Annotated in this window: 16 protein-coding genes; 7 read left to right on the top strand and 9 right to left on the bottom strand. The window is 66.6% G+C overall.

What is annotated here, in order from left to right; translation table 11 throughout:
• Positions 1 to 87: 87 nt before the first annotated feature.
• The 5 genes from amaB (at position 88) to ACZ9YD_RS05635 (ending at position 5,134) form a co-directional block, all read left to right on the top strand.
• Positions 88 to 1,623: an L-piperidine-6-carboxylate dehydrogenase gene (gene amaB, locus ACZ9YD_RS05655; RefSeq protein ID WP_465074146.1), complete on the top strand. Its 1,536-nt coding sequence runs from the start codon at positions 88 to 90 to the stop codon at positions 1,621 to 1,623.
• 202 nt (positions 1,624 to 1,825) lie between these two features.
• Positions 1,826 to 2,116, top strand: coding sequence for a DUF4190 domain-containing protein (locus tag ACZ9YD_RS05650; RefSeq protein ID WP_465074145.1), 291 nt, complete (start codon positions 1,826 to 1,828; stop codon positions 2,114 to 2,116).
• Positions 2,116 to 3,168, top strand: coding sequence for a quinone-dependent dihydroorotate dehydrogenase (locus tag ACZ9YD_RS05645; RefSeq protein ID WP_465074144.1), 1,053 nt, complete (start codon positions 2,116 to 2,118; stop codon positions 3,166 to 3,168). The genes ACZ9YD_RS05650 and ACZ9YD_RS05645 overlap by 1 nt, the downstream gene beginning before the upstream one ends.
• 8 nt (positions 3,169 to 3,176) lie before the next feature.
• A complete protein-coding gene (murB, locus tag ACZ9YD_RS05640) occupies positions 3,177 to 4,208 on the top strand; it encodes a UDP-N-acetylmuramate dehydrogenase (protein ID WP_465074143.1) in 1,032 nt (343 codons plus the stop codon).
• Between the two features lie 59 nt (positions 4,209 to 4,267).
• Positions 4,268 to 5,134 (top strand): DMT family transporter, encoded by an 867-nt coding sequence (locus ACZ9YD_RS05635; RefSeq protein WP_465074688.1) that lies wholly within the window; start codon positions 4,268 to 4,270, stop codon positions 5,132 to 5,134.
• An 85-nt stretch (positions 5,135 to 5,219) separates the two neighbouring features.
• On the opposite strand, the gene lolD is transcribed toward ACZ9YD_RS05635, so the two are convergent.
• The 9 genes from lolD to ACZ9YD_RS05590 all read right to left on the bottom strand — a co-directional run bounded on the left by lolD (position 5,220) and on the right by ACZ9YD_RS05590 (position 11,985).
• Positions 5,220 to 5,951 (bottom strand): lipoprotein-releasing ABC transporter ATP-binding protein LolD, encoded by a 732-nt coding sequence (lolD, locus tag ACZ9YD_RS05630; RefSeq protein ID WP_465074142.1) that lies wholly within the window; start codon positions 5,949 to 5,951, stop codon positions 5,220 to 5,222.
• Positions 5,944 to 7,185: a lipoprotein-releasing ABC transporter permease subunit gene (locus ACZ9YD_RS05625; protein WP_232150128.1), complete on the bottom strand. Its 1,242-nt coding sequence runs from the start codon at positions 7,183 to 7,185 to the stop codon at positions 5,944 to 5,946. The genes lolD and ACZ9YD_RS05625 overlap by 8 nt, the downstream gene beginning before the upstream one ends.
• 69 nt (positions 7,186 to 7,254) lie before the next feature.
• On the bottom strand, positions 7,255 to 7,740 hold the full coding sequence (locus ACZ9YD_RS05620; RefSeq protein WP_465074141.1) for a hypothetical protein: 486 nt from the start codon (positions 7,738 to 7,740) through the stop codon (positions 7,255 to 7,257).
• Complete coding sequence (locus ACZ9YD_RS05615; protein WP_465074140.1) at positions 7,673 to 7,930, bottom strand: FAD assembly factor SdhE; 258 nt, start codon at positions 7,928 to 7,930, stop codon at positions 7,673 to 7,675. The genes ACZ9YD_RS05620 and ACZ9YD_RS05615 overlap by 68 nt, the downstream gene beginning before the upstream one ends.
• A gap of 255 nt (positions 7,931 to 8,185) precedes the next feature.
• Positions 8,186 to 8,968: a succinate dehydrogenase iron-sulfur subunit gene (locus tag ACZ9YD_RS05610; protein ID WP_465074139.1), complete on the bottom strand. Its 783-nt coding sequence runs from the start codon at positions 8,966 to 8,968 to the stop codon at positions 8,186 to 8,188.
• Positions 8,969 to 8,982: 14 nt separating this feature from the next.
• Positions 8,983 to 10,773, bottom strand: a complete 1,791-nt coding sequence (gene sdhA / locus ACZ9YD_RS05605; RefSeq protein WP_465074138.1) for a succinate dehydrogenase flavoprotein subunit — start codon at positions 10,771 to 10,773, stop codon at positions 8,983 to 8,985.
• A 7-nt stretch (positions 10,774 to 10,780) separates the two neighbouring features.
• Positions 10,781 to 11,200, bottom strand: a complete 420-nt coding sequence (gene sdhD, locus ACZ9YD_RS05600) for a succinate dehydrogenase, hydrophobic membrane anchor protein (protein WP_232135772.1) — start codon at positions 11,198 to 11,200, stop codon at positions 10,781 to 10,783.
• Positions 11,197 to 11,592, bottom strand: a complete 396-nt coding sequence (gene sdhC, locus ACZ9YD_RS05595; RefSeq protein WP_465074137.1) for a succinate dehydrogenase, cytochrome b556 subunit — start codon at positions 11,590 to 11,592, stop codon at positions 11,197 to 11,199. The genes sdhD and sdhC overlap by 4 nt, the downstream gene beginning before the upstream one ends.
• Before the next feature lie 81 nt (positions 11,593 to 11,673).
• Positions 11,674 to 11,985 (bottom strand): DUF1674 domain-containing protein, encoded by a 312-nt coding sequence (locus ACZ9YD_RS05590; RefSeq protein WP_465074136.1) that lies wholly within the window; start codon positions 11,983 to 11,985, stop codon positions 11,674 to 11,676.
• Here ACZ9YD_RS05590 and ygfZ point away from each other — a divergent pair.
• Together ygfZ and ACZ9YD_RS05580 are read left to right on the top strand one after the other, a co-directional pair.
• On the top strand, positions 11,867 to 12,727 hold the full coding sequence (gene ygfZ, locus ACZ9YD_RS05585; RefSeq protein ID WP_465074135.1) for a CAF17-like 4Fe-4S cluster assembly/insertion protein YgfZ: 861 nt from the start codon (positions 11,867 to 11,869) through the stop codon (positions 12,725 to 12,727). The genes ACZ9YD_RS05590 and ygfZ overlap by 119 nt on opposite strands.
• A gap of 170 nt (positions 12,728 to 12,897) precedes the next feature.
• A complete protein-coding gene (locus tag ACZ9YD_RS05580; protein WP_465074134.1) occupies positions 12,898 to 13,398 on the top strand; it encodes an OmpA family protein in 501 nt (166 codons plus the stop codon).
• Positions 13,399 to 13,550: the final 152 nt, after the last annotated feature.

The raw sequence follows: 13,550 nt of genomic DNA, 5'->3' as shown, positions 1-13,550 counted from the left end.
ACCGGCCCTGCGCCGCGTCGCGCCGCTTCCCACCGTACGCCAGCCGGTTGTCCTATCGGCGGCGTCCGCTCACAAGGAGTTCTGTCCATGACCCATTCCGTCCTCACCGCGCTCGGCCTGTCCGGCACCGAATCGGGCACCTACCTGGGCAACGGCGAGTGGTCGAAGACCCGCGATGCCGGCGTCATCGAGCCCATCAACCCGACCGATGGCGAAGTGCTCGCCCGCGTACAGGCCAGCTCACAGGCCGATTACGATCTGATCGTTGAGCGCGCCCAGGCGGCGTTCAAGATCTGGCGCAAGACGCCGGCCCCGCGCCGCGGTGAAGCGGTGCGCCTGTGCGCCGACGCGCTGCGCACGCACAAGGACGCGCTGGGTTCGCTGGTCGCGCTGGAAATGGGCAAGTCGAAGCCGGAAGGCGACGGCGAAGTGCAGGAAATGATCGACATCGGCGAGTTCGCCGTCGGCCTGTCGCGTCAGCTCTACGGCCTGACGATGCACTCCGAGCGTCCGGGCCACCGCATGTACGAGCAGTGGCACCCGATGGGTGTGGTCGGCATCATCAGCGCGTTCAATTTCCCGGTTGCGGTGTGGGCCTGGAACGCGCTGGTCGCCGCGGTCTGCGGCAACATCTCGATCTGGAAGCCGTCGCCGAAGACGCCGCTCTCCGCGATCGCGTCGATGAAGATCTGCAACGAGGCGCTGAACAAGGCCGGTTTCCCGGACATCTTCTTCCTGTTCAACGATGCCGGCAGCGATCTCGCGCAGGCCTTCGTCGACGACAAGCGCGTCGCGCTGGTCAGCTTCACCGGTTCGACTAAGGTCGGCCGCCACGTCGGTGAGCGCGTCGCCAAGCGCATGGGCCGCTCGCTGCTGGAGCTGGGCGGCAACAACGCGATCATCGTCGACCCGACCGCCGATCTGAAGCTGGCGATCCCGGCGATCGTGTTCGGCGCCGTCGGCACGGCCGGCCAGCGCTGCACGACGACGCGCCGCCTGTTCGTGCACGAGTCGATCTTTGATGACGTGCTGGCCAAGCTGAAGACCGCCTATGGCCAGGTCGAGAAGAAGATCGGTGATCCGACCGACGCCGCCAACCTGATGGGCCCGCTCAACAGCCGCGATGGTGTGCAGGCGTATCTCGATGCGGTCGCCAAGGCCAAGGCCAGCGGCGGCACGATCGAAAGCGGCGGCCGCGCGCTCGACGATCGCAAGGGCAACTTCGTGCTGCCGGCGCTGATCAGTGGGCTGACCAACGATGCCGAGGTCGTGCAGACCGAAACGTTCGCGCCGATCCTCTATGTCATGAAGTACAGCGATCTGGAAGAAGCGATCGATCTGCAGAACGACGTGCCGCAGGGCCTGTCGTCGTCGCTGTTCACGACCGACCTGCGCGCGTCCGAGCAGTTCCTGAGCGCCTGGGGTTCGGATTGCGGCATCGCCAACGTCAACATCGGCACCAGCGGCGCGGAAATCGGCGGCGCATTCGGTGGCGAAAAGGAAACCGGCGGCGGTCGCGAATCGGGTTCGGACGCGTGGCGCGCCTACATGCGCCGCCAGACCAATACGATCAACTACTCCGACTCCATGCCGCTCGCCCAGGGCATCAAGTTCGACCTCTAAGGTCGATCCCGGGCGCCGCGGATTCCGGTCCGCGGCGTCTGCGCGCTTGCGCGCGATGCCCTGGTGTCTGAATAATCGTGTCTCCCCCCGCTTTCCCTGGACCGCCGCCGATGGCGCTGCGACTTCCGGCCTGCATGCCTGCCGCGATGTGCACCTGCGTGTCAGCTTCGTCTGCATGCGATCCGACGCGAGGCCCTCGCGCATGAACACGCCTGCGGTCTATCGCAGCACCAGCGCAATGGCGATCGTCAGTCTCGTCGCCGGCCTGCTCGGCTGGTCACTGCTGCCGGTCATCGGCAGCGTCGTGGCGATCGTCACCGGGCATCTGGCCCGCGGCGAGATCCGCCGTCGTCCCGAAGCGCTCGACGGCGATGGTCTGGCCGTCGCAGGTCTGGTGCTCGGGTATCTGATGGTGGCAATGACGGTCATTGGCCTGCTGTTCGTCTTTCTGTTCTTCGGCGGCCTGATGGCCGTGATCGCAGCGGCGTCCTGATGTACGCGAGCGCACGTCCGCTGCTGTTCCGGCTCGATCCCGAGCGCGCACACGGTCTGACACTGACGGCGATGGACGCGCTGCATCGCGTGGGTCTGTCGTCGCTGATCGCCACGCCGCCGCAGCCGCTGCCGACTGAAGCCTTCGGTCTGCAGTTCCCGAATCCCGTCGGCCTCGCCGCCGGGCTCGACAAGAACGGCGACCATATCGACGCGCTGTTCGCGCTGGGTTTTGGTTTCGTCGAGATCGGCACGACCACACCCAGGCCACAGGACGGCAATCCGAAGCCGCGCATGTTCCGGCTGCCGCGCCACCGCGGCCTGATCAACCGTCTGGGCTTCAACAACCAGGGCGTCGATGCGCTGGTCACCAACGTGAGCCGCGCGAAACGCGCCGGCATCCTCGGGATCAACATCGGCAAGAACAAGGACACGCCGAACGAATCGGCGGCCGACGATTACCTGTTCTGCATGGAGCGGGTGTATCCGCTGGCCGACTACATCACCGTCAACATTTCCTCGCCCAATACCGCCGGCCTGCGCGAGCTGCAGGAAGAGCAGGCGCTGCGCCGGTTGATCGGCACGCTGCGCGAGGCGCAGGAGCGGCTGGCCGCGCAACACGGCAGGCGCGTCCCGTTGCTGGTCAAGGTGGCGCCCGACCTCAGCGACGACGACATCGAGGCCGCGGCCCGCGTGTTGTCCGATCTGCATGTCGATGGCGTCATCGCCACCAACACCACGATCTCGCGCATCAGCGTGCAGGACGACCGCCGCGCCGACGAGACCGGTGGGCTGTCCGGCGAGCCACTGATGAACAAGTCGACGACCGTGTTGCGGATGATGCGCACGCGCCTCGCCAGCGAGATTCCGCTGATTGGCGTGGGCGGCATTCTCTCGGGCGCCGATGCGGTGAAGAAGATGGCTGCAGGCGCATCGCTGGTGCAGGTGTATTCGGGCCTGGTCTACCGTGGGCCGGCGCTGATCGGCGACTGCGTCGAGGCGATCCGCCGTCGACGAGAGGCGCCGAGTCGCGGCAACCTGCCCAGCCGCTGATCGCACCGATGTCCACTTCTTTCCGTCTGCTGCAGCCGGCCGATCTGCGCCCGCGCAATACCTTCGGCGTGGCCGCGCATGCGCGCCGGCTGATCGAGGTGCTGGATGCCGCGACCGTACCGCAGGCACTCGCCGCGCTCGACGGCGATGCACGCCCGCTGGTCATCGGCGGCGGCAGCAATCTGCTGTTCGCGGGCGACGCCGTCGATGCACTCGCGATCATCGATGCGCGACGCACCGTGGTCTCCGACGATGGCGAGCGCGTCGTCGTGCGCGCTGCTGCGGGCGCCGACTGGCACGGCTTCGTGCTGTGGACGCTGGCGCAGGAGCTCGGCGGCATGGAGAACCTTGCGCTGATTCCAGGCACGGTCGGCGCCGCGCCGATCCAGAACATCGGCGCGTACGGCGTCGAGGTCGGCGAACACGTGGTCGCGGTCGAAGCCTTCGACCAGGACACGCGCAACTTCGTGCGGCTCGATCGCGACGCCTGCCGCTTCGGCTATCGCGACAGCGTCTTCAAGCAGATGCCGGATCGCTGGATCGTCACTACTGTGGAATTCGCGCTACACCGCTTCGCGCAGCCGGTGCTCGATTACGCGGGCCTGCGCGATGTGCTGGCCGCGCGCGGCATCACCGCGCCCCGTCCGCTCGACGTGGCCGAAGCTGTCATCGACATCCGCCGCAGCAAGCTGCCGGACCCTGCGGTGATCGGCAACGCCGGCAGCTTCTTCAAGAATCCGATCGTGCCTGCCGCGCAGGCCGCCGCACTGGTCTCCGCGCACGCGGGCATTCCGGTGTTCGCAGTCGATGAGGGCCTGCGCAAGCTTTCGGCCGCCTGGCTGATCGATCGCTGCGGCTGGAAGGGCCATCGCGACGGCGACGCGGGTGTCGCGCCGGGCCATGCACTGGTGCTGGTCAATCACGGCAACGCACGGGGCACCGAACTGCTGGGGCTGGCGCGACGCATCGCGGCCTCGGTGCAGATGCGCTTCGGCGTGGCGCTGGAACCCGAACCGAAAATCGTCGGCGCGGCGTGGTGAGCGCACGCGCCCTGCTCCGCTGGCGCCCCGCGACCGTGCAGGGACAGGCCGCGCTGCTGATGCTCGGCAGCACCTCGGCGTTCGCGTTGATGGCCATCGCCATCCGCTACGCATCGGCGACCATTCCGACCACCGAAGTCGCGTTCTTCCGCAACTTCTTCGGCCTGCTCGCCCTGCTGCCGATCATCCTGCGCAGCGGCGCCGGTCTGCCGCGCACGCACAATCTGGGCCGCTACGCGATCCGCACCGTGGTCGGTCTGGGCTCGATGCTGTGCGCGTTCTGGGCGATCGGCCATCTGCCGCTGTCGCAGGCGATCTCGCTGTCGTATGCGGCACCGCTGTTCGCGACGATCGCCGCGGTGATCTGGCTCGGCGAGATCGTGCGTATCCGACGCTGGATGGCGGTGTCCGCCGGTTTTCTCGGCGTACTGGTGATCCTGCGACCGGGCGTGGCGTTCACGGCCGCGATGCTGGTGCCGGTGGTCGGCGCGCTGCTCGCCGCCCTCGTCGCGATCCAGATGAAGCAGCTCTCGAAGCTGGATCCGCCCGACACGATCGTGTTCTACACCTACCTGCTGTGGGTGCCGCTGTCGCTGATACCGGCCCTGTTCCAGTGGGTCTGGCCGAGCCCGACGGTGTGGCTGTGGCTGATCGCGACCGGCGTGCTGGGCACATTGGGCCAGTGGCTGTGGACGCGCGCGCTGCGCCTGGGCGAGGTGTCGGCGCTGCAGCCGATCAGCTTCGTGCAATTGCCGATCGTCGTGCTGTTCGGCTGGCTGCTGTTCGGCGAGGTCATCGACATGTGGACCGCGATCGGCGCCGGAATCGTGTTCGGTGCGAACGGTTACATCGCGCACCGCGAAGCGGTGCTGTCACGCCGGGCCGCGACGCAGCGACCGGCGGAAGCGGCGAAGCCGAGCGAATAACTGGATCTGTAGAAGCGCGCTGACGTGCGAAGAGGTGTTGCCGGTGACGCCCATCGCGCGCCAGCGCGCTCCTACAGGTCGCGCCTCAGACGTCGTCTTTCGCGACCTCGCGCAACTTGCCCTGATGCAGTTCCATGACCCGGTCGAGCTTGCGCGCGAGTCGGCGGTCGTGTGTCACCAGCACCAGGCTGGTGTGCTGCGCGCGATTGAGTTCGAGCATCAGCTCGAACACCGTTGCCGCGGTGCGTTCGTCGAGGTTGCCGGTAGGCTCGTCGCCGAGCACGCAGGCCGGCTTGTTGACCAGCGCCCGCGCCACCGCCGCACGCTGACGCTCGCCGCCCGACAGCTCGCCCGGCTTGTGGGCGAGCCGATGGCCGAGACCGACGGTCTCCAGAAGATCGCGCGAACGTTTCGTGGCGTCGGCATCGCTGGCACCGTTGAGCAGCGCCGGCAGCATGACGTTCTCAAGTGCCGTGAATTCCGGCAGCAGGTGATGGAACTGGTAGACGAAGCCCAGCGACCGGTTGCGCAGCGTTCCGCGGGCCGCGTTCGACAGCGCGCTCATCTTCTGCCCCGACACGTACACCTCGCCTGCGGTCGGCGTATCCAGCCCGCCGAGCAGATGCAGCAGCGTGCTCTTGCCGGCGCCGGATGCACCGAGAATCGCGACGGTCTCGCCGGCGCGCACCGCGAAGTCCAGGCCGTCGAACACAGGTGTGTTCAACGTGCCTTCGGCGTAGGTCTTGCCCAGGCCTTCGGCCGCGAGCACGACGGTGTCGGGCGCGGTCGTAGGTGCAGCCGTGATCGTGTCACTCATAGCGCAGCGCCTCCGCCGGTGCCGTGCGCGCCGCGCGCAGCGCCGGATAGATCGTCGCGACGAAGGCCATCACCAGCGCGACGCTGGCGATCATGACCACATCGCTGACCTGCAGATCGATCGGCAGGCCGGTCACGTAATAGACGTCCTCGGGCATCAGCACGACGCCGAACAGGCGTTCGATCGCACCGAGGATGTGTTCGAGATTGAAGGTCAGCAGCAGGCCACCGGTGATGCCGAGGATCGTGCCGATCACGCCGATCATCGTGCCCTGCACCATGAACACCTGCATGACACCGCCGGGCGTGAGCCCCAGCGTGCGCAGGATCGCGATGTCGGCCTGCTTGTCGGTCACCAGGCTCACCTGGGAGGCGACGAGATTGAACGATCCCATGACGATGATCAGCGACAGCAGGATGCCGATCATCGTCTTCTCGAGTTTCAAAGCCCGGAACATGTTCGCGTTCTCGATGCTCCAGTCGCTCACCCGGTACACGCCGCCGAGCTTGTGCACGAGATCGCGCGTGACCTGCTGCGCGCGGTCCATGTCGTGCAGTTTCAGGCGCACGCCGGTGACGCCGTCGCCAATGCGCAGCAGCCGCTGCGCATCGCTGAGATTGACCACCGCGAGGCGCCGGTCGAAATCCTGATAGCCGGCTTCGAAGATGCCGCTGACGGTGAAGCGTTTGAGCTGCGGCACCGCGCCCATCGGCGTGACCTGGAAATCGGTGGTCACGATGACACTGTCGCCGACGCCGACGCCGAGCCACAGCGCGAGTTCGCGCCCGAGCACGATGTTGAACGTGCCCGGCTGCAGATCCTCGAGCTTGCCGATGACCATCGACGTGGTGAGATCCGAGACCTGCGCTTCGTCCTCGGGCACGATCGCGCGCACCGCGGCCGGCTCGTTGCGACGGCCGCGCAGCAATGCCTGCGTGTCGACGTACGGCGCGGCGCCTGCGACGCGGGGATCCTCGCGCGCGACATCGACCGCGCGCTGCCAGTTCGACAGCGTGTCGCCGTCGGCGCTGATCGTCGCGTGCGCGACCATGCCGAGCATGCGGTCGCGGATTTCCTTCTGGAAGCCGCTCATCACCGCGAGCGTCGTGATCAGCACGGTCACGCCGATGGCGATACCGAGGATCGAAGCCAGCGAGATGAAGGAGATGAAGCCGTTGCGCCGCTTGGCCCTGAGATAACGCAGGCCGATGGCGGCAGGAATGGGTCTGAGCATGGACGTCCGGTCATGGGGGCCGCGGCGTCCGCGGCCGCCGGGCCGGTGCGCCGCCCGCCCGGGGCGCCGCTATGGTGCCATCGAATCCGGTGTCGGTCGCGTAACCAGCGCGGAAGCGGCCAGACGGAGTTCACGTCGCGCGGGCGGTGGCAGCGTGTCGGGCCACCACAGCAGTCGACGCACGCGGCGACCGTCGCGCCAGAGCAGGACCGCCAGCGGGCCACGCCATTCGAGATGCGGCGTGTCGAGGACGACGCCGTCGAGGTGGGCGGCACCTGCGGCATCGATCACGAGTGCGCGTACCGGCGCACGTCGCTCGACGGCGATGCGATGCAGGGTCGCGGCGATAACCAGCGGCATCGCGCAGAGGGTCGCGATCAATGGGAGCTCGGACAGCCACAGCGCGATGCAGGCGCAGAGGCCGATCACCGCGAGCATGGTCTGCAGCAGGATCGAAGGTCGCCAGTCCAGCCGCAGCGGCAGTGGCTCAGCCGGGCGGGAGCTGCCGGATCGACTGGACGAGGGTGTCGAGCTGCGCATCGTCGGAACGCTCATGGCCGAGGAACCACTTCCAGAGCCTATCGTCCTCGCAATCCAGCAGCCGTCGGAAAACCTCGCGCTCGGCTTCGGTGGATGTCGCCCAGCAGCGGTCGAGCCAGCGCTCGAACAAGCGATCGAGCTCGCGCATGCCACGCCGGCTGCGCCAGCGCAGGCGACGGAGTTCGGTGGCGTCGTCATGGGTCATGGTGCGCTCCATTGCGGCCGCATCGACTACGGAAAGGCGTCAGAACGCCGTCCCGCGAGAAAATCAGATCAGTCACGATCAATCAGTGCTCGGCGATCCGGACGGCAACATCGTCGCCCCAGCGAAAGCTGGGGTCCATCTTGACGTTAGACCACGTCGCGAGAATGGATCCCAGCGTTCGCTGGGATGACGAGAGACCGCAGCCGTTCAACGTGGTTGCGACTGCCGCGAACACAGTGTTCGCGTTCGCTGCACTCAGCCGCGACGCGCCAGCATCAGCTGCTTGATTTCGCCGATCGCCTTGGCCGGGTTCAGGCCCTTCGGGCAGGTCCGCGCGCAGTTCATGATCGTGTGGCAGCGGTAGAGCTTGAACGGATCTTCGAGATCGTCCAGACGCGCACCGGTGTCTTCGTCGCGGCTGTCGATGATCCAGCGGTAGGCCTGCAGCAGGACTGCCGGGCCGAGGTAACGCTCACCGTTCCACCAGTAGCTCGGGCAGCTGGTCGAGCAGCAGGCGCACAGGATGCACTCGTACAGACCGTCGAGCTTGGCGCGGTCTTCCTTGGACTGCAGACGCTCGCGATCCGGCGGCGCTGCGCTCTGCGTGCGGATCCAAGGCTGGATCGAGGCGTACTGCGCGTAGAAGTGGGTCAGATCGGGTACCAGATCCTTGACCACTTCCATATGCGGCAGCGGATAGATCGGCACCTCGGCCTTCTTGCAGTCCTCGATCGCGCGGGTGCAGGCCAGCGTGTTCGTGCCGTCGATATTCATCGCGCACGAACCGCAGATGCCCTCGCGGCACGAACGGCGGAAGGTCAGCGTCGGATCGATCTCGTTCTTGATCTTGATCAGTGCGTCGAGAACCATCGGCCCGCACTTGTCGAGATCGACCTCGTAGGTATCCGTCGACGGATTGCGGCCGTCATCGGGATTCCAGCGATAGACCTTGAAGGTGCGCGTGCGCGTGGCGCCCTTGGCCGGGAAGTGCCGGCCCTGCTGCACCTTGGAATTCTTCGGAAGCGAAAATTCTGCCATTTGGATTCCCCGGCTCAGTAAACGCGTGCTTTCGGCGGCACGACTTCGACTTCGTCGTCGAGCGTATACATGTGCACCGGGCGGTAATCGATCTGCGTGTTGCCGGCATTGTCGGCCCAGCACAGGGTGTGCTTGTGCCAATTCTCGTCGTCGCGGTCCGGGAAATCCTCATGCGCATGCGCGCCGCGGGATTCCTTGCGGTTCTCGGCCGAAACGATGGTGACCAGCGCCTGGCCCAGCAGGTTCTGCAGTTCCATGGTCTCGATCAGATCCGAGTTCCACACCATCGAGCGGTCGCTGACCTTGACGTCGGCGAACGAGGCATGGATCTCGCGGATCTTGTCGACACCCTCGGCTAGCGTCTTGCTGGTGCGGAACACGGCAGCGTCGTTCTGCATCGTGCGCTGCATGTTGTCGCGGATCACCGAGGTCGGCGTGCCGCCGGTCGCGTGACGCAACGCGTCGAGGTTGGCCAGCGACTTGTCGCAGGCATCCTTGGCGAGCGGCTTGTGGCGCGCGCCCGGCGTGAGCGTCTCGGCGCAGCGGTTGGCCACCGCGCGACCGAACACCACCAGGTCGAGCAGCGAGTTCGAACCCAGACGGTTGGCGCCGTGCACCGACACGCAGGCGGCTTCGCCGATCGCGTACAGGCCCGGGACCACCGCATCCGGATTGCCGTCCTTCAACTGCACGACTTCGCCGTGGTAGTTGGTCGGAATGCCGCCCATGTTGTAGTGGACGGTCGGAATCACCGGGATCGGCTGCTTCTCGACGTCGACGCCGGCGAAAATCCGCGCGCTCTCGGCGATGCCGGGCAGCTTCTCGTGGATTTCCTTCGGGTCGAGATGGGTCAGATCCAGATGGATGTGATCCTTGTGCTCGCCGACGCCGCGGCCTTCGCGGATTTCCATCGTCATCGAACGCGAGACGACATCGCGCGAGGCGAGATCCTTGGCGTTCGGTGCGTAGCGCTCCATGAAACGCTCGCCGCTGGCATTGCGCAGGATGCCGCCTTCGCCGCGCACGCCTTCGGTGATCAGACAACCCGCGCCGTAGATGCCGGTCGGATGGAACTGGACGAACTCCATGTCCTGCAGACCCAGACCGGCGCGCAGCGCCATGCCACCGCCATCACCGGTGCAGGTGTGCGCGGAGGTCGCGGAGAAATACGCGCGGCCGTAGCCACCGGTCGCCAGCACCACGCCCTGGGCGCGGAACAGGTGCAGCGTGCCCTCGGCCATGTCGAGTGCAAGCACGCCGCGGCAGGCGCCGTCCTCGTCCATGATCAGGTCGAGCGCGAAGTACTCGATGAAGAAGCGCGCGTCATGCGCCAGCGACTGCTGGTAGAGCGTGTGCAGGATCGCGTGACCGGTGCGATCGGCCGCGGCGCAGGTGCGCTGGGCGATGCCCTTGCCGTATTCGGTGGTCATGCCGCCGAACGGACGCTGGTAGATCTTGCCTTCTTCGGTGCGCGAGAACGGCACGCCCTGGTGCTCGAGCTCGATGATCGCGGGGATGGCCTCGCGGCACATGTACTGGATGGCGTCCTGGTCGCCCAGCCAGTCGGAACCCTTGATCGTGTCGTAGAAGTGATAGCGCCAGTCGTCGTCGCCCATGTTGCCGAGCGCGGCGGAGATGCCGCCCTGCGCCGCCACCGTGTGCGAACGCGTCGGGAAGACCTTGGTCAGACATGCGGTCTGCAGGCCCTTGTGGGCCAGGCCGAAGGTCGCGCGCAGGCCGGCGCCGCCGGCGCCGACGACGATCATGTCGTAGGTGTGTTCGGTGATCTTGTAAGCGTTGGTCATGTGGTTCTCAGCCCAGCAGTGCGATGCGTGCAATCGCGTACAGCGATGCGAGCGCGCCAGCGGCGCAGGCGAATGTGACGAGGAGCTGGAGGCTGACCTCCAGCGCGCGCTGGTGGATGTAATCCTCGATCACCACCTGCAGGCCGAGCTTGGCGTGCCAGAACATCGCGATGGCGAACAGCGCGAACGCGATCGCGTTGAACGGACGCGCGATGACGGTCTGCACGGTGACGAGGTCGGCACCGGCCAGCGACACCAGCGTGCCGATGAACCACGCGACCAGCGGCACCAGCGCCACGGCGGTGACACGCTGCCACCAGAAATGACCGGTACCGGTCTTGCCCGAACCGAGGCCGCGTGCGCGACCGACCGGCGTACGGAAATCAGGCCGCTGCACGGCCTGGTCCGGCGTCTTGGACTCGCTCATGCGCCACCCCGCAATGCAATGAACCAGATCACGGCAGTCAGCACGACGGCCAGCGTGATCACGGTGTACCCGGAGCGATAGACCTCCGGCAGTTCGAAGCCCATGCCCGCATCCCACATCAGGTGGCGGATGCCGTTGAGCAGGTGATAGACCAGCGCGAACGAGAACGCGATGAGCGCGATCGTGCCGAGCGGCGAACCGAGGCAGGCCGAAGCGCTCGCATAGGCGTCGCCGCCTTTTGCGACCGCCAGCAACCACCAGGCGAGGCCGAATGCACCGACCGAGGCGATGATGCCGGTGACCCGGTGCATCAGGGACATCACCGATGTGATCTGCAGGCGATACAGCGTGCCGAGCATGAACGGTGACAGGGGGCGGTTACGGTGTGCCATCGTTGTACTGCTCTCCTCGCTGGCGGCGTCTCGCCGCGTGGCTGGTACTGCGGATCTGTCCGCCAGACACGACGTGACGGATCAAAAATCGATGCAACGACCGTTCTTTTCCCAGTCGCCATACCGCGTGGGATCGAGACCGTTGCGGCCTCCGATCTCTTCTGCGGGCGGCGATGCCGGAACAGGCATTTCCGCAGGCGTCGACGACGGTGTGTCCGTGTCCTCGCCTATGATGTCCGGATTGGTCATTCGTTCAATTTTAGTTCCCACAGGCATGTCAGACAAGCTGCAATCCACTTCCGATGCTGCATTCGCGCTTCCAGACATCGCGTCGTTGACGCTTCGCGGACGCGATTGCATCGCATTCGCGCAAGCACAGTTCATGAGCGACATCGCGACGCTCGGCGACGGACAGTGGCAGTGGAGCGGTTGGTTGACCCCGAAGGGACGTGTTATCGCTCTGTTCGCCGTGCTCCGGCACAACGCGGAACGGCTCGATCTGATCGTGCTCGATGCCGACGTGGATGCATTGGCGACATCGCTGAAACGCTACGTCTTCCGCAGCAAGGTCTCGATCGAGGTGCGCAGCGACGTTTCCGCGTCGGGACGGTTCGCATTGCCTTCGATTGCGCAGGGCTCGACCGCGGCGATCGATTTGGCCGGCATCGAGCTGGACTTCGGCTCGCCGGGTGCGCCACGCACGCTGGTGCTGCGCGAGGCCGATACCGACATCGCACACGATGCCGACGCGCAGCTACGCTGGCGCGCGTTCGACATCGCCCACGGCCTGCCCCGCTTCGATGCGGACCAGCGCGAGCAGTGGACGCCGCAGCAGCTGTCGCTGGAACGTCTGGGCGCTTTCAGCGTCGCCAAGGGCTGCTATCCCGGACAGGAGATCGTCGCGCGTACGCACTTCCTCGGCCAGGCAAAACGCGGACTGGCCGTTCTGCGCGGCGCTGCCGATGCCGCAGCTGGCGAAGACGTGCGGTCCGGCGAACAGGCGCTGGGCAAGGTCGTGTCGGTCGCCGGCGATCTCGCGCTGGCCGTGTTGCCGCTCGAGCGACCTGACGCGACGCTGCAGATCGGCGGGGTCGATGTCGTCGACACACCGCTTCTGGATGGCCTCGCCCGCTGATCCCATGGGCGTTTCCGCCCCGCCCTGATCGCCATCCGACTGTCGTGATCCGGCTGTTATGCTCGGCCGCGACAGGGGGCGCACGCGCCCGGGGGAATGTCGAAGCCGTCGCCGCACAGGCCGAGGCCCGTGTGGAGACATGGATCAGGGGAACCATCCAAGGGGTCGTCATGAAGCACAGTTCGCTGTCCGCGGCATTTGCCGCGTCCGTTGTCGCGTGTGTACTCGCCGCCTGCGCCAGCTCCAAGCCGGTACAACCGCCCGCGCCGCCACCGCCGCCACCCGAACCCACCGCGTTCGTCGAACAGCTCGATGCCGATGGCCTGTTCGCGTTCGGCAAGGCCGACATCCGCGACATCAGCCCCGCGGGCCGCGCGGCACTCGATGCCCTCGCCGGCCGCCTGTCCGGCCGCACACTCGATGTCGTCCACGTGATCGGCCACAGCGACCGCATCGGCAACAAGCAGGGCAACCTGCGCCTGTCGAACCGCCGCGCCGAAGCCGTGCGTGCTTATCTGGTCGAACACGGCGTGCTGTCGGACCGCATCACTGCGGTAGGTCGTGGCGATGTCGAGCCGGTGACCGAGTGCACGTCCGAGCGTGGTCAGGCGCTGATCACGTGCCTGGCGCCGAACCGGCGCGTGGAAGTGCGGGTGCGCTTGGCGGATTGACGTCCGGACGATGGGTTTCGTGATCGTTCGACCCATCCTGCGCGCCACCGTTGGCAGGTACTTAAGCCCCTCTCCGCAAGAGAGAGGGGTTGGGGTGAGGGCGAACGCACGCGGCATGCCGAATCAAGCGGCTCGGCACGCTCGGGAATGCA

This window comes from Luteimonas sp. AC640a (assembly GCF_979256585.1).
This window is presented reverse-complemented; position numbering and strand designations above follow the sequence as displayed.